Origin of the sequence: Paracoccus sp. J56 (assembly GCF_019633685.1) — a bacterium.
Lineage (GTDB): Bacteria > Pseudomonadota > Alphaproteobacteria > Rhodobacterales > Rhodobacteraceae > Paracoccus > Paracoccus kondratievae.
The window spans coordinates 160,872-177,938 of the sequence record NZ_JAFL01000002.1; the positions used below are offsets into that span (position 1 = coordinate 160,872).

The 17,067-nt window shown below is 65.1% G+C and carries 23 protein-coding genes; 6 read left to right on the forward strand and 17 right to left on the reverse strand.

The window, feature by feature from the left end; genetic code table 11:
* Positions 1-33: 33 nt before the first annotated feature.
* The 5 genes from M511_RS02265 to M511_RS02285 form a co-directional block, all read right to left on the reverse strand.
* On the reverse strand, positions 34-1,269 hold the full coding sequence (locus tag M511_RS02265; protein ID WP_085501254.1) for a glycerate kinase type-2 family protein: 1,236 nt from the start codon (positions 1,267-1,269) through the stop codon (positions 34-36).
* Positions 1,269-2,219: a 2-hydroxyacid dehydrogenase gene (locus tag M511_RS02270; RefSeq protein WP_085501255.1), complete on the reverse strand. Its 951-nt coding sequence runs from the start codon at positions 2,217-2,219 to the stop codon at positions 1,269-1,271. The genes M511_RS02265 and M511_RS02270 overlap by 1 nt, the downstream gene beginning before the upstream one ends.
* A complete protein-coding gene (locus M511_RS02275; RefSeq protein ID WP_085501256.1) occupies positions 2,219-2,566 on the reverse strand; it encodes a tRNA-binding protein in 348 nt (115 codons plus the stop codon). The genes M511_RS02270 and M511_RS02275 overlap by 1 nt, the downstream gene beginning before the upstream one ends.
* On the reverse strand, positions 2,563-3,369 hold the full coding sequence (gene proC / locus M511_RS02280) for a pyrroline-5-carboxylate reductase (RefSeq protein ID WP_010392821.1): 807 nt from the start codon (positions 3,367-3,369) through the stop codon (positions 2,563-2,565). The genes M511_RS02275 and proC overlap by 4 nt, the downstream gene beginning before the upstream one ends.
* Positions 3,370-3,551: 182 nt before the next feature.
* Positions 3,552-4,052: a type III secretion system chaperone family protein gene (locus tag M511_RS02285; protein ID WP_010392823.1), complete on the reverse strand. Its 501-nt coding sequence runs from the start codon at positions 4,050-4,052 to the stop codon at positions 3,552-3,554.
* 227 nt (positions 4,053-4,279) lie between these two features.
* Between M511_RS02285 and cobD the strand changes: the two genes are divergently transcribed.
* Positions 4,280-5,242 (forward strand): threonine-phosphate decarboxylase CobD, encoded by a 963-nt coding sequence (gene cobD / locus M511_RS02290; RefSeq protein WP_085501257.1) that lies wholly within the window; start codon positions 4,280-4,282, stop codon positions 5,240-5,242.
* Here the strand turns inward: cobD and M511_RS02295 are convergent.
* From M511_RS02295 to M511_RS02305, 3 genes are read right to left on the reverse strand one after another with little or no spacing between them, the layout of a single operon-like run.
* The gene (locus M511_RS02295) at positions 5,226-6,269 is read right to left on the reverse strand and encodes a 5-(carboxyamino)imidazole ribonucleotide synthase (protein WP_010392827.1); all 1,044 of its coding nucleotides are present in this window, start codon (positions 6,267-6,269) and stop codon (positions 5,226-5,228) included. The two genes, cobD and M511_RS02295, sit on opposite strands and share 17 nt — an antisense overlap.
* Complete coding sequence (gene purE / locus M511_RS02300; RefSeq protein WP_010392829.1) at positions 6,262-6,759, reverse strand: 5-(carboxyamino)imidazole ribonucleotide mutase; 498 nt, start codon at positions 6,757-6,759, stop codon at positions 6,262-6,264. Before purE ends, M511_RS02295 begins: the two co-directional genes overlap by 8 nt.
* 52 nt (positions 6,760-6,811) lie before the next feature.
* Entirely contained in the window at positions 6,812-7,030 is a 219-nt protein-coding gene (locus M511_RS02305) for a YdcH family protein (protein ID WP_010392831.1), read from the reverse strand.
* A 187-nt stretch (positions 7,031-7,217) separates the two neighbouring features.
* Between M511_RS02305 and M511_RS02310 the strand changes: the two genes are divergently transcribed.
* Both M511_RS02310 and M511_RS02315 read left to right on the forward strand, forming a co-directional pair.
* Positions 7,218-7,628, forward strand: a complete 411-nt coding sequence (locus M511_RS02310) for an Hsp20 family protein (RefSeq protein WP_010392833.1) — start codon at positions 7,218-7,220, stop codon at positions 7,626-7,628.
* 13 nt (positions 7,629-7,641) lie between these two features.
* The gene (locus M511_RS02315) at positions 7,642-7,869 is read left to right on the forward strand and encodes a DUF1150 family protein (RefSeq protein WP_010392836.1); all 228 of its coding nucleotides are present in this window, start codon (positions 7,642-7,644) and stop codon (positions 7,867-7,869) included.
* A gap of 122 nt (positions 7,870-7,991) precedes the next feature.
* Here M511_RS02315 and M511_RS02320 read toward each other — a convergent pair whose 3' ends face one another.
* The 4 genes from M511_RS02320 to trxB all read right to left on the reverse strand — a co-directional run bounded on the left by M511_RS02320 (position 7,992) and on the right by trxB (position 11,506).
* Positions 7,992-8,849 carry a glycosyltransferase family 2 protein gene (locus M511_RS02320; RefSeq protein ID WP_227493402.1) on the reverse strand — a complete coding sequence of 286 codons (858 nt, stop codon included), beginning with the start codon at positions 8,847-8,849 and terminating at the stop codon, positions 7,992-7,994.
* Positions 8,795-9,574, reverse strand: a complete 780-nt coding sequence (locus M511_RS02325; protein ID WP_010392840.1) for a hypothetical protein — start codon at positions 9,572-9,574, stop codon at positions 8,795-8,797. Before M511_RS02325 ends, M511_RS02320 begins: the two co-directional genes overlap by 55 nt.
* A 73-nt stretch (positions 9,575-9,647) precedes the next feature.
* A complete protein-coding gene (locus M511_RS02330; RefSeq protein WP_085501258.1) occupies positions 9,648-10,457 on the reverse strand; it encodes a bifunctional sulfate adenylyltransferase/adenylylsulfate kinase in 810 nt (269 codons plus the stop codon).
* Positions 10,458-10,489: 32 nt separating this feature from the next.
* Positions 10,490-11,506, reverse strand: a complete 1,017-nt coding sequence (trxB, locus tag M511_RS02335; RefSeq protein ID WP_085501259.1) for a thioredoxin-disulfide reductase — start codon at positions 11,504-11,506, stop codon at positions 10,490-10,492.
* 162 nt (positions 11,507-11,668) lie between these two features.
* On the opposite strand from trxB, the gene M511_RS02340 reads away from it, so the two are divergent.
* The gene (locus M511_RS02340; protein ID WP_029371393.1) at positions 11,669-12,172 is read left to right on the forward strand and encodes an Lrp/AsnC family transcriptional regulator; all 504 of its coding nucleotides are present in this window, start codon (positions 11,669-11,671) and stop codon (positions 12,170-12,172) included.
* Positions 12,173-12,224: 52 nt separating this feature from the next.
* On the opposite strand, the gene M511_RS02345 is transcribed toward M511_RS02340, so the two are convergent.
* The 4 genes from M511_RS02345 to lgt all read right to left on the reverse strand — a co-directional run bounded on the left by M511_RS02345 (position 12,225) and on the right by lgt (position 15,274).
* Positions 12,225-12,455, reverse strand: a complete 231-nt coding sequence (locus M511_RS02345; protein WP_227493401.1) for a hypothetical protein — start codon at positions 12,453-12,455, stop codon at positions 12,225-12,227.
* Positions 12,456-12,565: 110 nt separating this feature from the next.
* On the reverse strand, positions 12,566-13,330 hold the full coding sequence (pgeF, locus tag M511_RS02350) for a peptidoglycan editing factor PgeF (RefSeq protein WP_010392850.1): 765 nt from the start codon (positions 13,328-13,330) through the stop codon (positions 12,566-12,568).
* Entirely contained in the window at positions 13,314-14,387 is a 1,074-nt protein-coding gene (locus M511_RS02355) for a class I SAM-dependent methyltransferase (protein WP_085501260.1), read from the reverse strand. The genes pgeF and M511_RS02355 overlap by 17 nt, the downstream gene beginning before the upstream one ends.
* The gene (lgt, locus tag M511_RS02360; RefSeq protein WP_010392857.1) at positions 14,384-15,274 is read right to left on the reverse strand and encodes a prolipoprotein diacylglyceryl transferase; all 891 of its coding nucleotides are present in this window, start codon (positions 15,272-15,274) and stop codon (positions 14,384-14,386) included. Before lgt ends, M511_RS02355 begins: the two co-directional genes overlap by 4 nt.
* 153 nt (positions 15,275-15,427) lie before the next feature.
* On the opposite strand from lgt, the gene M511_RS02365 reads away from it, so the two are divergent.
* Positions 15,428-15,721 (forward strand): accessory factor UbiK family protein, encoded by a 294-nt coding sequence (locus tag M511_RS02365; protein ID WP_010392859.1) that lies wholly within the window; start codon positions 15,428-15,430, stop codon positions 15,719-15,721.
* Here the strand turns inward: M511_RS02365 and M511_RS02370 are convergent.
* The gene (locus M511_RS02370; RefSeq protein WP_240547512.1) at positions 15,712-16,017 is read right to left on the reverse strand and encodes a DUF6476 family protein; all 306 of its coding nucleotides are present in this window, start codon (positions 16,015-16,017) and stop codon (positions 15,712-15,714) included. The two genes, M511_RS02365 and M511_RS02370, sit on opposite strands and share 10 nt — an antisense overlap.
* On the opposite strand from M511_RS02370, the gene M511_RS02375 reads away from it, so the two are divergent.
* The gene (locus M511_RS02375) at positions 16,016-17,041 is read left to right on the forward strand and encodes an RluA family pseudouridine synthase (RefSeq protein ID WP_085501262.1); all 1,026 of its coding nucleotides are present in this window, start codon (positions 16,016-16,018) and stop codon (positions 17,039-17,041) included. The two genes, M511_RS02370 and M511_RS02375, sit on opposite strands and share 2 nt — an antisense overlap.
* Positions 17,042-17,067 lie beyond the last annotated feature (26 nt).

The following is a 17,067-nucleotide window of genomic DNA, read 5'->3' on the forward strand; positions in this document are numbered from 1 at the left end:
TGGCGTCAGCCTGAGCAGGGCCCGCGCGCCGGGTCAAGCCCCCGCTGCGCGCACCAGCACCGCCAGATCCGCGACATTGGTGCCCGTCGCGCCGGTTGTCACCAACGCATCGCCTGCCGCCAAGGCCGGGGTCGAATCGTTGCGCGCCAAGGCCGCAACCGGATCGATGCCGCCCGCCCGGATCGCCCGCGGCGTGCCGGGGACGACCAGACCTCCGGCCGCCTCGCCCGGGCCGTCGCGCCCGTCGCTGCCGACCGAGGCAAAGGCCCAGTCAAAAGGCACAGGCCGCGCCTCGGCCAGAAGAGCAAGGCGCAGGGCCAGTTCCTGATTGCGCCCGCCCATGCCGTCGCCGATCAGCCGCACCGTCGTCTCGCCGCCAAAGGCCAGCGCCTGACCGGGGCACAGATCCACCGCCAGCGCCCAGATCGCCTCGGCGCAGTCCTGCACATCGCCTTTCAGCGGGATGGGCGCGGGATCGGCCCCCGCCCCGACCATAGCCGCGACCGACAGCGCGTTTGAGCCGACAAGGATGTTACGCGCCTGCGGCAGGGCGCACCTGTCCTCGGGTCGCCGCAGCGCATCTTGCGCCGCTTTGGGCATCTGATCCCAAATGCCCAGGTCCTGCGCCAGCGTGACCGCCTGTCCACGGCTGCCGACCGGGGCGACCGTCGGCCCCGAGGCAATGACCCGCAGATCATCCCCCGGCACGTCCGAAAGGATCAGCGCAGTCACCGGCGCACGCGACAGCCGCAGCCAGCCACCGCCCTTAAGCCGCGAAAGCCCCTGCCGAATCAGGTTGACCTGTGAGATATCCGCGCCCGAGGCAAGCAGCAGCCGGTTCACCGCCTGTTTATCAGCAAGGCTCATCCCTTCGGCCGGCGCGGGCAACATCGCCGAGCCACCGCCCGAGATCAGCGCCAGCACCCGGTCCTGTGGCCCGGCATCAGACAGCCTGCGGATCACCTCATCCGCCGCGGCCGCCCCCCCGGCATCAGGCTGGGGGTGACCGGCCCGCAGCACCACCGCCCCGTCCAGCGGCGCGTCATTGCCTGCATTGGTCACGACCAGAGCCGTGGCATCCGGCAGCGCCTGCAAAGCGGCCGCTGCCATGGCACGGGCAGCCTTGCCAACCGCGATCACCTGCCAGCGCCCACCCTGCCCCGGCGGATCGGCCAGAACCTCGGCCATGGCGCGGGCCACAGCCGCACCCGGCTCTGCTGCGGCGATCCCCTCGCGGATCAGTGCCATGGCCCGGTCCGATGGCGTCATCAGTTCACCCGGTCGGGCAGCGCATTACCCTCATCAAAGGCGACAAGGTTGTTCATGGCGCGCATCGCCATTGCTGTGCGCACCTCTTCGGCAGCGGTGCCAAGATGGGGCAGCAATGTCACGTTCTCCATCCCGATCAGTTCGGGGGCGACCTTCGGCTCGAACTCATAGACGTCCAGCCCCGCACCGGCGATGCGGCCCCGGCTAAGCGCGTCGATAAGCGCCGCCTCTTCGACAACGTCACCACGGGCGATGTTGATCAGGAATGAACGCGGGCCAAGCCGCTCAAGCTCGGGCGTGGCGATCAGGTGGCGGGTCTCTGCCCCGCCGGGCACGGCAACGACGGCGAAATCTGCCTGAGTCAGCAATTCATCCAGAGAGTCGACCTGCCGGGCCGGAAAGTCCAGAGATGAGACCACCGAGCGGTTGTAGAACAGCACCTCCATGCCAAAACCGAAATGGCAGCGCCGGGCGATGGCCTTGCCGATACGGCCCATGCCGATGATGCCAACGGTACAGCCGGTGACATGACGGCCAAGCAGCTGTGTCGGTTCCCACCCGCCCCATTCACCACGGCGCAATAGCCGCTCACCTTCGCCCGCGCGGCGCGCAGTCATCAGGATCAGGGTCAGGGCGATATCTGCGGTCGCCTCGGTTACGGCATCGGGGGTGTTCGTGACCGCCACACCCGCGTCGGCCGCTGCCTTAACATCAATATGATTGTAGCCCGCGCCGAAATTCGCCAGCAGCCGACAGCGCGGCTGACCCTGAAAAGCCTCGGCCGTAAAGCGGTCGCCCAGCGTCGGCATGATCGCGTCATAATCGGCAAGGGCCTGCGCAGCCTCCTGAACGCTCAGCCCGTCCTTGCGGTCAAGGATCTTGGTCTCGAACCGGGCCGAAAGCGCGCGTTCCGCCGCCTGCGTCATGCGACGCGTCACCAGAAGCCTCATCAATACATCCTCCCCCCGACCGGCACTTCCTGATCCGGGCCGATCAGCACGACTTCGCCCGCATCATCGGGCAGCCCCAGAACCAGAACTTCGGACATAAAGGGGCCGATCTGGCGCGGCGGGAAGTTCACGACCGCCAGAACCTGCCGCCCGATCAGCGCCTCGGGCGTGTAATGCCGGGTAATCTGGGCCGAGCTTTTGCGGGTTCCGATCTCGGGGCCGAAATCGACCCATAGCTTGATCGCCGGACGCCGCGCCTCGGGGAACGGCTCGGCGCGGGTGATGCGACCGACGCGGATATCAACGGCAGCGAAATCATCCCAGCCGATCTGTGCGGTTCCGGTCATTTGCCCAGCTCCCGCCCGCGTTCGGCAGCCGCCGCGATGGTGCGGCGCATCAGGGGTGGCAGACCGGTTTCAGGGTCCATAAGCTCTTTCAGCCCCGCCGCCGTGGTCCCGCCGGGCGAGGTCACGGCCTCGCGCAGCCGCGCCGGGTCCTCGTCCTCATGAACGGCCAGTGCGCCTGCGCCGGCCACGGTTGCCCGCGCCAGCTCCAGCGCCAGCGCCGGGGGCAGCCCCTCTGCCTCGCCCGCCGCGGCCATCGCCTCGATCATATGAAAGACATAGGCAGGACCAGAACCCGACAGCGCAGTGACCGCATCCATCTGCCCCTCGGATTCCAGGCGCACGACGCGGCCAACGGCACTCATCAGTGCCTCTGCCAGCTCAAGCTCGGCCGCACCGGCCTTGGCATTGCCGATGATGGCGCTGACGCCCTGACCGATGGCGGCCGGAGTGTTCGGCATGGCGCGCACGATCGGCGCAGCAGGAAAGGCGCGCTCATAAGCCGCAAGTGTCACCCCCGCCGCGACCGAGACCACCAGCGTCGATTCCCCGACTGCCAGCCGGGGCAGGACGTCGGCCATCATCTGCGGCTTGACGGCGATCACCAGAACAGCAGGATCAGCCGGCAGCGCGCCGTTGACGGAAATGCCCAACGCCGACAGTTCGGGCCGGGGGTTGGGGTCAATCACATGCACCGCCGAGGCTGCAAGCCCCTGTTTCAGCCAGCCTTGCAGCAGCGCGCTGCCCATCCGGCCGCAGCCGACCAGCACCAGACCGCGCCCGTTCAACGCCGATAGTTCCGTCATTGCCTATGCCTGCCCTCTTACATGTCCTTGCATCAGCGCGCCGGGATCTCCGACGCCGATGCCCTCGCACCCTTGCACACAGATTTACCCACGGAAAGGCGGAAGCGAAAGGCCGCGATCTTTGCCGGGCAAGGAAGGTCGGGCCAGAGGCAGGCAGCCCGACCGATCAGATCCCATGGGGATCAGGCGTGGCCGTAAGCCTCGGAAATGGCGATGCCCATTGCAGCTTCGGGCGAGGCGTCGCCCCAGCAGGCAAGCTGGAAGCAGGGATAGAATCGCTCGCAGGCCAGAATGGCATTGCCGATCATCTGATCGATCTGCGAGGGGGCGGCAATCGCCTCTCCTGACAGGACCAGACCATAACGCCAGACCATCAGTTTTTGCTGCGCCCAAAAGGTAAAGCCGCCATCCCAGACCTGATCATTGGCGAGGTTCAGCACCTCGTAAAGGGCCGGCAGCTTGCCCGCCGGAGGGTCCATGTCAAAGGTGCAGATCAGCCGCAGCACCTCTTCGCGCGGCGACCATGCCAGTGTGATCGAGTAGGTACGCCATTGCCCCTCGACCGCCATGGCGATCTGATCCTCGGCCAGACGGTCAAAATCCCACTCATGATGCGCCGCAACGGTTTCCACGATGTCGATGGGATGGATGTCATCGCTATGGATGAAGTCCAGCTGTGCCATATCCTGTCCCCCTGCCTGTCTGAGATCGGGGCAAGGTCAAACCCCAACCCTTGGTGGCCCAGACTACACCCGGCATAATCGCCGCAGTGTGCCTACAACATATCGTGTGATGGTTCCATGAGGCTGTAAAGCGAAAATTCCGTTACTGGTTGACGACAGTTGCCCTGCCCGCGCTTGACCAGCCGCCTTTGCCCGGCTTCAAGGACGCTGACAGGAGGATTTGCCCAATGCGCGATCACGGCGGCGATATCGACAAGGCGGCATACCATTCCGGACGGGCGGATCTGATCGACCTGTCCACAGGAATCAACCGCCGCCCATGGCAGCCCGCGCCGCTGTCCCCGCATGCCCTGACAGCACTGCCGACACGCGCCGATAACGCCCGGCTGACCCGGGTCGCAGCGCAGCGATTCGGCTGCGACCCGGATCAGGTCCTGCCACTGGCCGGGGCCTCGGCCGCGATCCAGCTATTGCCGCATGTGCTGACTGGGCGGCGGGCCGCAGTGCTGTCCCCGACCTATAACGAACATGCCGCAAGCCTGCGCGCCGCAGGCTGGGAGGTCACCCAGCCCAATGACCCCGCCGCCCTGACCGGGGCCGATCTGGCGGTGATCGTGAACCCAAACAACCCCGATGGCCGCGAGTTCACCCCCGCCCGGATCGCCGACATCGCCGCAACGGTTGGTCATCTGGTCGTCGATGAAAGCTTTGCCGATCCGCGCCCTGATCTGTCGGTGGCGGGACAGCGGCCCGAAAACGTCACCGTGCTGCGCAGTTTTGGCAAGTTCTGGGGGCTGGCCGGTCTGCGCCTTGGCTTTGCGCTGGCCACGCCCGATCTGCTTGCCAGGCTGGCCGAGCGGGCCGGTCCATGGTCAGTCAGCGGTCCGGCGATCGAGATCGGCACCCAGGCACTCGCAGATGTGGCATGGGCCGATGATACGGTAGTCTGGCTGGCCGAGGCCGCGCTGTATCTTGACCGGATCGTCACGCCGCACTGGTCTCTGGCCGGCGGCACGCATCTTTTCCGGCTATATGAAACGCCCGATGCAGAAACGGCACGCGACCTTCTGGCCCGCGCCGGGATCTGGAGCCGCATCTTTCCCTGGCATCCGCACTGGCTGCGTTTGGGCGTACCCGGTAACCGGCAGGAATTCGACCGCCTGGCCGAAGCCCTTAAATCAGCCGGTTGACATGACCCATCTTGCGGCCGGGGCGAGCCTCGCCCTTGCCGTAAAGATGGACCTGCGTGCGCGGCTGTTTCAACAGTTCGGGGATACGCAGGACATCGTCGCCGATCAGGTTCTCCATCTCGACATCCGCATAACGCTGACCATCGCCCAAAGGCAGGCCAGCAACAGCGCGGATGTGCTGTTCGAACTGATCGACGGCGCAACCAGCCTGGGTCCAGTGGCCCGAGTTATGGACGCGCGGCGCAATCTCATTCACGATCAGTCCGGTCCTGGTGACGAACAGCTCGACCCCCATGACGCCGATATAGTCCAGCGCATTGACGATACGACCGGCGATCAGCACCGCGTCGGTCAAAAGACCGGCTGGTAAACCGCAAGGCACGGTGGTCGTGCGCAGGATGCCTTCACGATGCACGTTCAGCCCCGGATCATAGGCCGACACCTGGCCATCCGCGCCCCGCGCCACGATAACGCTGATCTCGGCCGAAAAATCGACAAAACCTTCAAGCACCGAGGGCGCGCCGGTCCAGTCCCGCTGTCCGGCATCCGAAAAGCGGATCTGCCCCTTGCCGTCATAACCCAGCCGCCGGGTCTTGAGGATCGAGGGCGCGCCAAGGGCGGCAAGCGCCTCGGGCAGATCGGCCTCGGTCTCGACATTGCGATAGGGCGCGGTGCGCAGGCCGATGCCGGTCAGAAAGTCTTTTTCGCCAAGCCGGTCCTGCGAGATGGCAAGCGCGCGGCGATTGGGCCGGATCGGGCGCAAGGCCTCAAGCAGATCCAGCGCCGCTGTCGGCACATTCTCAAACTCATAGGTGATCACGTCGACCGATTCGGCAAAGGCGCGCAGGGCCTCGTGATCCTCGTAAGGGGCGGTCGTCAGCTGATGGGCGACATCCCCGGCCGGAGCGGCGCCCGGCTCATAGACATGGCAGCGGTAACCAAGACGACTTGCCGCGACCGACAGCATGCGGCCCAACTGCCCGCCGCCAAGAATACCGATGGTGGCGCCGGGTTTCAGTTCACTCATCCTTGGGCTCCTCGGGGATGGAATCGGACAGGGCCTGCCGCCATGCGTCGAGCCGCGCCGCCAGATCGGGGTCAGAGATCGCCAGAATCCCCGCCGCCATCAGCCCGGCATTAGCTGCGCCCGCCGCGCCGATAGCCATAGTGGCGACCGGATAGCCCTTGGGCATCTGCAGGATCGAATAAAGCGAATCGACACCCGACAGCGCCCGGGTCTGGACCGGCACGCCGATCACCGGCACCCGCGTCTTGCTGGCCATCATGCCCGGCAAATGCGCAGCACCGCCCGCCCCGGCGATGATGACCTTAAGCCCGCGCGCAACGGCGGTCTTACCATAGTCCCACAGCCGGTCCGGCGTGCGATGGGCGCTGACGATGCGCGTCTCGTAACTGATGCCCAGTTCGTCCAGAATCGTGGCGGCCTCGCGCATGGTCGGCCAGTCGGACTGGCTGCCCATGATGATCCCGACCGGTTTTGCGGCGGCTTTATCCATGGCTCGATCCCCTTTTGCGCCCCGCCCTAACGCGACGGGCTGCATCATGCAATCAGGCGATAATGTCAGGGGTCAGTTCGTCCTCAAGCCGGGCAATGCGGTCCTTGAGCGCGAGCTTTTGCTTTTTCAGCCGCTGCAGGGTCAGCGAATGGGTCAGGCTCTGGCTGGCCAGCGCCGCGATCGCCTCGTCCAGATCCCGATGTTCGCGCCGCAGCACTTCCAGCCTGGCGCGGGTGATCTCTTCGGGGGACATCTCGTATTGGGCGTTCATGTCGTGCCTCGGGCTGGACTGATGCGGTTATAACCCAGTGCGAACGCAGTGTTAATGGGCCTTGCCGTTCCAGCGCCAACACGCCACCTGCATCTTGCGCAGCGTCGCGCGCGTTCACATATTGATCTTGTCGGATCGCCACTTCCGGGGTCCGGCCGACAGTCGCTTTGATGCAAAGGGCTTGGGGATGACCAAGATCAGTCTGGCCGCTCATCCGTTCCTGCTGGGGTTTGACCAGCTGGAGCGTCTGGCGGAAAGGGCAGCCAAGGGCGCCGAGGGCTATCCGCCCTACAATATTGAACATCAGGGGCCGAACGGCTTCCGTATCACGCTGGCCGTGGCGGGCTTTTCCGATGACGATCTGTCGATCACGCTGGAGGACCGCCAGCTGGTGATTCGCGGCCGTCAGGCAGAGACCGAAGAGGGCCGCGTGTTCCTGCACCGGGGCATTGCCGCCCGCGCCTTCCAGCGCAGCTTTGTGCTGGCCGATGGGGTCGAGGTGGTCTCGGCGGGGTTGGAAAACGGGCTTCTGAACATCGACCTGCGCCGCTCTGTCCCGGACAGCATCGTGCAGACGATACCGATCAGCCGCAAATGAAAGGGGATCGCAAATGAACGAGAAATTTGATTTCGGCTCAGAGAACGCGGGCAACATCGTCTATATCCGCCGTGTCGCCATGGACACGCTGCCGGATGAGGTTCGCCGTCAGGTGCCCGGCGCGGATGCGCTTTACGCCGTACATGGCGCGGACGGAGAACGGCTGGCACTGGTCAAGGATCGCAGCCTCGCCTTTCTTCTGGCCCGCCAGAATGAACTGACCCCGGTCAGCGTGCACTGACCCCGGGCCATCAGAACCGGCGCCGTCGCATTGCTTCGGGCGGCGGCGCCGGGCGAAAGCCAGCCCACAGCCAGCCAGACCCGCGCCATTCAAGCCGCATGGCCCGATCCGGGCAGGAACATTCAGCCAGGAAAGCCGTAATGCTCGACAAGGGCGCGGACGGCACGATCATTGCCGTCCCCCGTCAGATTGCCCTGCCGCAGGTTCTGCTGCTGCGTGCCGGGCCATTCCGTGATGCGAAAACGCCCGCCGATCTTTTCCGGTCTGCTGCCTGCCAGCCGATGCATCCAGTACAGCCAGACATCATCGGCCGAGGGGGCCAGTTCCTGAAACAACGCCGCGTCGGTGACATCCGGGTGAAACACGCCCGGCGCATAAAGGACGCCCCCCACCCCGGTCGGAAAGACAAGCGGCCCGGTCTCGGGCACCGAGATATTGCGTTGCCAGTCGCCGTAAGGCAGCGGATCGCCTGCGGCCAGCACAACCCGGTGGGCGCGGTGGCAAACCACGCGGCTTTCAGCACGGCGCACCAGCGCCTCAAGCCAGTCAGGACCGTAATACACATCGTCATCCGCCGTCACGACATAAGCGTCAGGCGTTTCCAGCAGCACCGGAACGATCTTTTTATAGCTGCGCCAGTTCGGGCAAATGCGTGTTTCGACACCCAGCGCGCGGACCTCAGCGGGCAGCCTGTCCTGATCCCCCTCATCCAGCCACAGGATCACCCGGTCAGCCCGCACCGTCTGCTGTAAAACTGAGCGCAGCACCAGATGCAGGCTGGCAAAGCGCGCGGGATAGCTGGTCAGGCTGACGATCAGCGGCGCGCGCAAGCCATGCGGCGCGGGCGATAGCTGCCGGGCCAATATCTCGGCCTCGGCGCGGGCAATCCGGCGCGCCTGTTTCAGACGCCGCAGCACATCCCCGATCATCCCTGCCAGGCCGCCCGCAGCCAGTCGATATTGCCGATACGGCGATACCATTTATGTCCGCGCCCGGCGAAGACATCTTCCATCTTTGGGGCACCTGCAAAAAGAACGATCCTGGCGCCGGCTGGCAGGCTCGGGTCGCGAAGATAGCTGCGCAGACCGCGCGGGACGCAATCATTTTTAAAACTGACGCACCAGCCTTTGGGCCAGTATTGCAGATGGCCATGGGCGGCAAGCTGGGCGCTTTGGAACTGCTGGCTGATCTCATAGCCCGCAGTCGCGGCGCCCGGATCGGCCAGATAGGCGTCAAGGATATAGGAATGCGCCCCGACCTCGTAACGAAAGACCGACGAGTTGCCGACCGAATGCAGGAACCGATCGCGCGCAGGGTTGATCTTGCGCAGCGGCTTGGCGCGGAACAGATCGTCGTCACGGATGATCAGGAACTTGCCCGGCAGGTCAAAGAACGGCGACAGATCGTCCACGACCACCAGATCGAGATCCAGAAACAGCGCCGTCTTCCCGGTGAACCCGCCCAGATCGCGCCGGAACAGCGCAAGCTTGCGCCAGCGCGTATCGCCATGACCGGGCGGCAGGCCAAGTTCGGGCAGCGGCAACGCCTCGACGCCGGGGTCGATACCCCTGGCATCATCGGTAAAGCAGATAAAGCGATGGGGCCGGGACAGGTGGCGGGCGACCTGGCGGTAAAGCCTGTTCACATCCTCGGCCCCGTAAACGGTGCCCCATTTCATGGTCAGGATCAGGACCGGTTCGGTCATCCGCTTTCCTTTGCTGCTTTGCGCTGGTTTCCGCGATAGGCGAAGGCACCTGTCCGGTCAACGTTGCTAGTTTTCAGCCGGAAAGCACGTCGGCGGAGTCGCGCCGTGCAAGCGTCACGCCAATCTCGTCCTGATGGGCGCGCAGCAGATCTTGCGCGGCCTCATCCGCAGGCAGCAGCAGATCCGTCGCCCCATAATTGCGCGCAAGAATTGCAAGGCGCAGCGCCTCGCGCGGACCATGGTGGCGTGGGGCAGGCAGCGTCAGCAGCGTAGCGTCCAGCGCCTGCGCAACCGGCCGGGCCAATGCCTCATCGCCAGGGTCACAGGCAAGCACCCGCGCCCGCCCCTGCTCGCGCCAGTCAGAGCGCATCGCATTCGGCCCGCCCGCGACAGCATCCGGCACCGGCAACCCCTTGACCGGCCCGCCCAGACAGACCCGCCCGGCAAGCGCCGCCATCCGCACCACCCCGGGATGAGAGGGGTCACAGCCTCCAAACAGCTCTTCAGCCTCGGCCCGCCAGTCAGGGGCCCACTTGTCGGTGATGGACATGATGGCAAGGATCGTGCCATCCGGCGCACGCAAGGCAATATCTTCGCCCGCATCAATCTCAGCGGCGAACTCCGCGCTGATATCCAGAGGCACCGGCACGGGCCACAGCGCGCCCGAGGCCAGCCGCATCTGCTCCAGCACCGCCTGATGGTCCGCCTGGGGCAGAAACCCCCGCAGCGGCGCATAGCCGCCGTTTACCAACAGTCGCAGATCGGCAAGCTGGTCCACGGTCAGATCCCAGATCGCAAGGCGTGCTGTCTCATCCAGCAGTTTGCGCCCTGCCTCGGCGCTGACCAAAAGCTCGCGGATCGGTTGATGATGCGGCAGGGTCATGGTCAGGCTCCGAAGCGAAGGATGGGGGACGATCAGGCCGGGATCTCTGCCGCCTCGGGGACGGGCTCGCCAGCCATGTCATGTTCGGCCAGCCACCGCTCTGCATCAAGTGCGGCCATGCAGCCCATGCCCGCACTGGTCACGGCCTGACGATAGACATGGTCGGTCAGGTCACCTGCTGCAAAAACGCCGGGGATCGAGGTCCGGGTCGAACCCGGTTCGACCTTTACATAGCCGCCGTTGTGCAGCTCCAACTGGTCCTTGACCAGCTCTGAGGCCGGGGCATGGCCGATAGCGATGAAAACCCCGTCCGCCGGTACCACCTGTTCGGCCCCTTCCCGGACGTGGCGCACGCGAACGCCGGTCACGCCCAGAGGACCGTCGGTTCCGGCGACCTCGACCAGTTCATGATCCCACAGAACCGAGACCTTGGGATTGCGGAACAGCCGCTCTTGCAGGATTTTTTCGGCGCGCAGGCTGTCCCGGCGATGGATCAGCGTCACCTTGCTGGCAAAATTGGTCAAAAACAGCGCCTCTTCGACAGCAGTATTGCCGCCGCCGACCACCACGACCTCGCGGCCCCGATAGAAGAAGCCGTCGCAGGTGGCGCAGGCCGAAACGCCAAAGCCCTTGAATTTCTCTTCGCTCGGCAGCCCCAGCCAACGCGCCTGCGCGCCGGTGGCAAGGATCACCGCATCCGCCGTGATGCGCGCACCCGAATCGAGCTCGGCGACAAAAGGCCGCTGCTGAAGGTCAAGCCGGGTCACGGTATCGACAAAAATGCGCGCGCCCATGGCCCGGGCATGGGCCTCCATCCTGACCATCAGGTCGGGGCCCTGAATCTCGGTCTCGCCCGGCCAGTTCTCGACCTCGGTCGTAATGGTCAGCTGACCGCCCGGCTGCATCCCCTGAATCAGCACCGGCTTCAGCATCGCCCGCGCGGCATAGACGGCAGCGGTATAACCCGCCGGCCCCGAACCCACGATCAGCACACGGGTATGGGCAGGCAGGCTGGTGTCGGCAGCAATCTCGGCAGGGACTTGGGACATGGAACGGACCTCTTGCTTGGCGCTGCATTAGCTAATCACCGCCGAGCCTCCATGCAATCCATAAGGCCCTTTTCCACAATGTTGGAAAGAATGTTGCGCAACCCGGCCTTGCAAGATAGTTTCCGGCATGTTTTTTGCCCGCAAGGCAAATCAGGGGACCAGATGACCGCCGCCAGACTTGACGAAATCGACCGCAAAATTCTGGCAGAACTGCAAGCCGATGGCCGGATGACCAACGTCGAGCTGGCCCGGCGCGTGGGCATTTCCGCGCCGCCCTGCCTGCGCCGCGTCCGCGCGCTGGAAGAGATGGGCTATATCCGCGGTTATCACGCCGATATTGATGCCCGTGAACTGGGCTTTGAGGTGCAGGTCTTTGCCATGGTCCGTCTGGTCAGCCAGTCCGAGCGCGACCTGTCCGCATTTGAGGCGCTGGCCTGCGAATGGCCGCTTGTGCGCGAATGCCACATGCTGAACGGCGAGATCGACTTTATCCTGAAATGCGTCTCGCCCGATCTGACCAGCTTCCAGCGCTTTTTGACCGAGCAGCTGACTGCCGCGCCAAACGTCGCTTCGGTCAAGACCTCACTGGTGATCCGCTGTGCCAAGGATGAGCCCGGCGTTCCCTTCAGCGTGGTCGAGGAACGCGCAGCGGCAGCACTGGGGTAAGAGCGTGCTGTCACCCGGCCATAAACCGGGTAACAGGATTGTCAAACGACGCTCAGGACCGCTGCGAAAGGCGTTCGATCGCCTCGGCCGTGCGCTTGGTATTGTTGTAGATGCCCAGGCCCAGGTAGACCATGCCACCGATCAGAATCAGGTAGATAGTGCCGGCGATCCAGACCATCAGGCCTGGAAGAAGGCCCCCCTGAGGCGCGGTCATCACGCCCAGCCCGCCGAGCAGGACCGCGACAGCCCCAAGAACCATGACCACACTGATGATCCGTTCCATCCACACAATAAAGAAGTCCCGCAAAACACCATCTCCTGTCAAAATCAATGTCCGGGATACTGGCATATGGCAGCAGATGAGACAACCGATATGACCAGAAAATACCCGCGTTACAGTGCGATGGCCGAGATCAGCCGGCCGTAATCGGCCTCATTCCGATGGGTGCTGCGGCGGTAGGAATAGAACCGCTCGGGATCGGAATAGGTGCAATGGCCCGTCCATTCAGCCTCAACCCCGGCCTCGCGCAGTCGCATCAGACCAAAGGACGGCAGATCAAACATCGGCCGCCCGTTTGCCCCCCCAGCGAAAAAGCGGTGGTATCCCGGATCTTCGGCAAGGAATTCATCCATGAAATCCTCACCCACCTCATAGGCGCGCTGACTGATCGATGGACCGACCACCGCGCGGATATGGCGCGCGCCAAGGTCGTTCATTGCCCCCACTGTCGATTCGATCACCCCTGACAGCGCCCCGCGCCAGCCGGCGTGCACCGCGCCGATCACCCCGGCCTCGGGATCCGCCAGCAGGATCGGCTGGCAATCGGCGGTCAGCACCGCCAGCGCCACGCCGGGCTGGTTGGTCACGATACCGTCGGCTCGGATCTTGGCGATCTCTGCCGGATCGTCGCCGTCACGCAGCACCACGACATCGGGGGAATGGACCTGATGCACGGTCGCCAGCCTGCCCGCAGGGACACCCATCGCCTCGGCAACCCGGCCGCGGTTGATGGTCACGATCTCGGCCTGATCGCCCGAGCCGTAACCACAGTTCAGCCCCGAAAACACCCCCGAAGAGGCGCCGCCGCGCCGGGTAAAAAAGCCGTGCCGCGCCGAAGTCAGCAGCGGATGGGTCAGTATTTCAAGCGTCGTGTGCATCTTTGTCCAGGGGCTCGAATCCAGGAGGCACGGGCGCATGGCGAGCCCAGATGGCCAGCACCTTGAACAGGTGACCCATTTCGCCGGGCGCGGTCAAGCGATGAAGCGCGGCCATCGCGCCTGCGTCCCCGGCCTGGGCCAGACGCTGCGCGCGCGCCTCGATCCCCAGATGCCGCAGCCACGCACCCTGTGCCCCCATGCGAGAGACCCGTGCCCCCGCACCATGCGCAGCGGCAGCAAGGGGTGCGAAATCGACATGCGCGGTCAGATCGGCATCGCCGGGACTGGCCAGCGGGTCCTCGGGCTGATGGCGGCGCAAAGCCTGCAGGGTGTCGCCCTGCCCCCGCCAGTTGCCGTAGTCGATAAAAATCGCGCAGCCACCATGCCCGGCGATACGTCCGGCGATCTGCGCAGCAATCGGCGCGGCCTCGGGGCAACGCTCGATCACCGTGCCCTCGGGAACCAGAGGCAGCGTTGCAGCAATAGCCTCATCCGCCGGGGCAAGGGCGAAATGCAGATCGCCCTCGGGCGTCAAGGCAACCATGCGTTCAGCCCAATCCTGTGCGCGACGCTGAAACTGGCGGATCGGCAGGGCGTCGAAAAACTCGTTGGCGATCAGAAACAGCGGCCCCTCGGGCAGTTGCGCGACCTGATCAAGGTGCGTGGCCTCCCCCAGACGTTCGCGCTGGACCCGCCGCAGATGGGGAGATGCCTCAACCAGCGTGACCCGCGCCGCCTCGGCCATGCCGGGTACGATGCGGATGGCGCGCAGGATATCGGCCATCAGCGTACCCCGGCCCGGCCCGATCTCGGCCAGCGTAAATGGCGCAGGACTGCCCTGATCAAGCCAGGTTTGCGCCAGCGCAAGGCCGATCATCTCGCCAAACATCTGGCTGATCTCGGGTGCGGTGATGAAATCGCCCGCGCTGCCAAAGGGATCGCGGGTGGCGTAATAGCCATGTTCAGGATGCAGCAGGCAAAGCTGCATATATTCGTCCAGCCGCATTGGCCCCGACAGCCGGATGCGCCCAGCGATCAGGCGGGCCAACGCCGTCATGCGACGGTCTGGGCCACAGGCGGTCTCATGCGCGCCCGGATCAGGAAAGCAAGGCCGATCAGCACCATCGGCAACGACAGAAGCTGGCCCATGGTCACGCCCCAGACCGGCCCGCCCAGCACATGGCCCAACGGATTGTCCGGGGTGATGAAATGGGCATCAGCCTGACGAAAGAACTCGACCACGAAACGCGACAGGCCATAGCCGGCCAGAAACAGTCCCAGCGCCTGCCCCGGCCGGCGCAGCCCACCGGCACGGACAAGCAAAAACAGCGCGATAGCCAAAAGCACGCCCTCAAGACCCGCCTCATACAGCTGGCTGGGGTGACGGGCACAGGGGCCGGTGATGCCGGGGCAGGTCTGCGCCTCGACCCCGGGGAAAATCACCCCCCAGGGCGCGTCGGTCGGACGCCCCCAAAGCTCGGCGTTGATGAAGTTCGCCACCCGCCCAAGGCCCAGCCCAATGGGCGTCGCAACCGACAACGCATCCGCAAGCCGCATCGGCGCTATGCCGTGGCGGCGGCAGAACCACCACGCCGCGATAACCACACCCAGAAAACCGCCGTGAAAGGACATACCGCCCTGCCAGATCACCGGAATCTGCGAAGGATTGGCCAGGTAATAGGCCGGCTGGTAGAACAGCACAAAGCCCAGCCGCCCGCCCAGGACCACGCCGACGATCACCCATGTCAGCAACTCTTCGACCTGTTCGGGGCGCATGGGCGCGCCACCGCCCCAAAGACGCGGGCGGCGCATCAGTGCAACGATAATGCGCCAGCCGATCAGCAGCCCGACCAGATAGGCCAGCGCATACCAGCGCAACGAGAGCTCCCACCCGAAAATGTCGACGGTAAAGATCTCGGGCGAAATGCGGGGAAAGGGGATCATGGGCTCCTCATCTGGCGCGGGCGCAGGCTACGCGGGGGGACCGCGGTGTCAACCGGCCATCTGGAACTCGCCGGCGCAGGAAGGGGCGCGGGCAATTGAACAGGCCGGCAAGCGGGGCCATATAGAAGGTCTCGCTGAACCGAAAGGCCCGCCATGACTGCAAACAACCGCTTTCTCGACGATCTCTCGAAATTGATGACCAACGCCATGGGCGTGGCCCAGGGCGCCAAGGACGAGGCCCAGACTGCCTTTAACGGCTGGATTGATCGCTGGCTGGCCGATCGCGATTTCGTCACCCGCGAAGAATTCGAAGCGGTGCGCGAAATGGCGATCAAGGCCCGGACCGAGAATGCCGAACTGCGTGCCCGCCTTGACGCGCTGGAGGGCAAGGGTGTGACCTCGGTCAATCCGGCCGGCCCGCTGAACACGGGCAGCGATCAGGGCTGAACCTGTTCGCGCAGCCTGCCCTGCTTGTCATAAAGCAGCACCTCGCCCGCTTGGGTCACCACCACCAGCCAATCGCGGGCAAAGGTGACAGCGGCGGGTTGCGCGCCTGCAGGCAGGGTAATCTGTTCGGGCAGTTCAGGCAGCAGCGGTTGCGACAGACGCAGCCACAGCAGCGCGGCGATCACCAGCACGCCCACCCCCATCACCACCGCCAGCGCAGTCACCAGAAGGCGCAGCCAGCGCAGCATCGGCAACGCTTCCTCTGGCCCCGCATCCGGCCTATCATCCCGTGTCATGGCAGAAATCCTCATCACCATTCCCGAAGGGCTGTCCGAACGCCTTGATAAGGCGCTTGCGCTGGCCGCACCAGAGCAGGCGGCTCTGTCGCGCTCGCGCCTGGCAAAGCTGATCGCCGATGGCGCAGTCACCGGACCATCTGGCCCGGTGGCGGATGGCAAGGCGCGGGCGGAAACCGGGGATTATCTTATCCGCATCAACGAGCCCGAGCCGCTGGACGCCCAGCCCGAGGCGATCCCCCTGTCCGTCGCCCATGAGGATGAGGACCTGATCGTCGTCGACAAACCCGCCGGCATGGTGGTCCACCCCGCGCCCGGTGCGCCTTCGGGCACGCTGGTCAATGCGCTGCTTGCCCATTGCGCAGGCAGCCTGTCGGGTATCGGAGGGACCGCCCGTCCAGGCATCGTGCACCGCATCGACAAAGAGACCTCGGGCCTTCTGGTCGTGGCAAAAACCGACCGCGCGCATCAGGGGCTTGCCCGGCAATTTGCCGATCACACCGCACGGCGACGTTATATCGCCATCGCCCATGGCATGATCGACCCGGCCGATCCGCGACTCCGTGGCCTGCCTGGCGTCAGCTTTGAAGCGGGCGGCGTGCTGCGGATTGCGACCATGATCGGCCGCCACCCGACCGACCGGCAGCGTCAGGCCGTCAGCTTTCACAGCGGCCGTCATGCTGTGACCCGCGCAAAGGTGCTTGAAACATTCGGCACGCCCCCCACAGCCATGCTGGTCGAATGCTGGCTGGAAACGGGCCGGACCCATCAAATCCGCGTGCATATGGCCCATGCGGGATTGGGCCTTGTCGGCGACCCGGTCTATGGTGGGAACAGGCGGGCCTCGGCCCGGGCTCTGGGAACAGATGCCGCAGCGGCGGTCGCCGCCTTTTCCCGCCAGGCGCTGCACGCCGCCGAGCTGGGCTTTGAACATCCGGTCAGCGGCGAGACGCTGACCTTTACCAGCCCGCTGCCGCCCGACATGGCCGGATTGCTGGCAAAACTGCGCGAAGCGTCCGGATAATGGAACCCGGCCCGCGCTGATAGCGT

Coding starts and splice junctions, on each gene's coding strand:
- M511_RS02265 (WP_085501254.1), bottom strand. CDS start 1,269: ATGACGCCATCGGACCGGGCCATGGCACTGATCCGCGAGGGGATCGCC.
- M511_RS02270 (WP_085501255.1), bottom strand. CDS start 2,219: ATGAGGCTTCTGGTGACGCGTCGCATGACGCAGGCGGCGGAACGCGCG.
- M511_RS02275 (WP_085501256.1), bottom strand. CDS start 2,566: ATGACCGGAACCGCACAGATCGGCTGGGATGATTTCGCTGCCGTTGAT.
- proC (WP_010392821.1), bottom strand. CDS start 3,369: ATGACGGAACTATCGGCGTTGAACGGGCGCGGTCTGGTGCTGGTCGGC.
- M511_RS02285 (WP_010392823.1), bottom strand. CDS start 4,052: ATGGCACAGCTGGACTTCATCCATAGCGATGACATCCATCCCATCGAC.
- cobD (WP_085501257.1), top strand. CDS start 4,280: ATGCGCGATCACGGCGGCGATATCGACAAGGCGGCATACCATTCCGGA.
- M511_RS02295 (WP_010392827.1), bottom strand. CDS start 6,269: ATGAGTGAACTGAAACCCGGCGCCACCATCGGTATTCTTGGCGGCGGG.
- purE (WP_010392829.1), bottom strand. CDS start 6,759: ATGGATAAAGCCGCCGCAAAACCGGTCGGGATCATCATGGGCAGCCAG.
- M511_RS02305 (WP_010392831.1), bottom strand. CDS start 7,030: ATGAACGCCCAATACGAGATGTCCCCCGAAGAGATCACCCGCGCCAGG.
- M511_RS02310 (WP_010392833.1), top strand. CDS start 7,218: ATGACCAAGATCAGTCTGGCCGCTCATCCGTTCCTGCTGGGGTTTGAC.
- M511_RS02315 (WP_010392836.1), top strand. CDS start 7,642: ATGAACGAGAAATTTGATTTCGGCTCAGAGAACGCGGGCAACATCGTC.
- M511_RS02320 (WP_227493402.1), bottom strand. CDS start 8,849: ATGGTATCGCCGTATCGGCAATATCGACTGGCTGCGGGCGGCCTGGCA.
- M511_RS02325 (WP_010392840.1), bottom strand. CDS start 9,574: ATGACCGAACCGGTCCTGATCCTGACCATGAAATGGGGCACCGTTTAC.
- M511_RS02330 (WP_085501258.1), bottom strand. CDS start 10,457: ATGACCCTGCCGCATCATCAACCGATCCGCGAGCTTTTGGTCAGCGCC.
- trxB (WP_085501259.1), bottom strand. CDS start 11,506: ATGTCCCAAGTCCCTGCCGAGATTGCTGCCGACACCAGCCTGCCTGCC.
- M511_RS02340 (WP_029371393.1), top strand. CDS start 11,669: ATGACCGCCGCCAGACTTGACGAAATCGACCGCAAAATTCTGGCAGAA.
- M511_RS02345 (WP_227493401.1), bottom strand. CDS start 12,455: ATGGAACGGATCATCAGTGTGGTCATGGTTCTTGGGGCTGTCGCGGTC.
- pgeF (WP_010392850.1), bottom strand. CDS start 13,330: ATGCACACGACGCTTGAAATACTGACCCATCCGCTGCTGACTTCGGCG.
- M511_RS02355 (WP_085501260.1), bottom strand. CDS start 14,387: ATGACGGCGTTGGCCCGCCTGATCGCTGGGCGCATCCGGCTGTCGGGG.
- lgt (WP_010392857.1), bottom strand. CDS start 15,274: ATGATCCCCTTTCCCCGCATTTCGCCCGAGATCTTTACCGTCGACATT.
- M511_RS02365 (WP_010392859.1), top strand. CDS start 15,428: ATGACTGCAAACAACCGCTTTCTCGACGATCTCTCGAAATTGATGACC.
- M511_RS02375 (WP_085501262.1), top strand. CDS start 16,016: ATGGCAGAAATCCTCATCACCATTCCCGAAGGGCTGTCCGAACGCCTT.
- M511_RS02370 (WP_240547512.1), bottom strand. CDS start 16,017: ATGACACGGGATGATAGGCCGGATGCGGGGCCAGAGGAAGCGTTGCCG.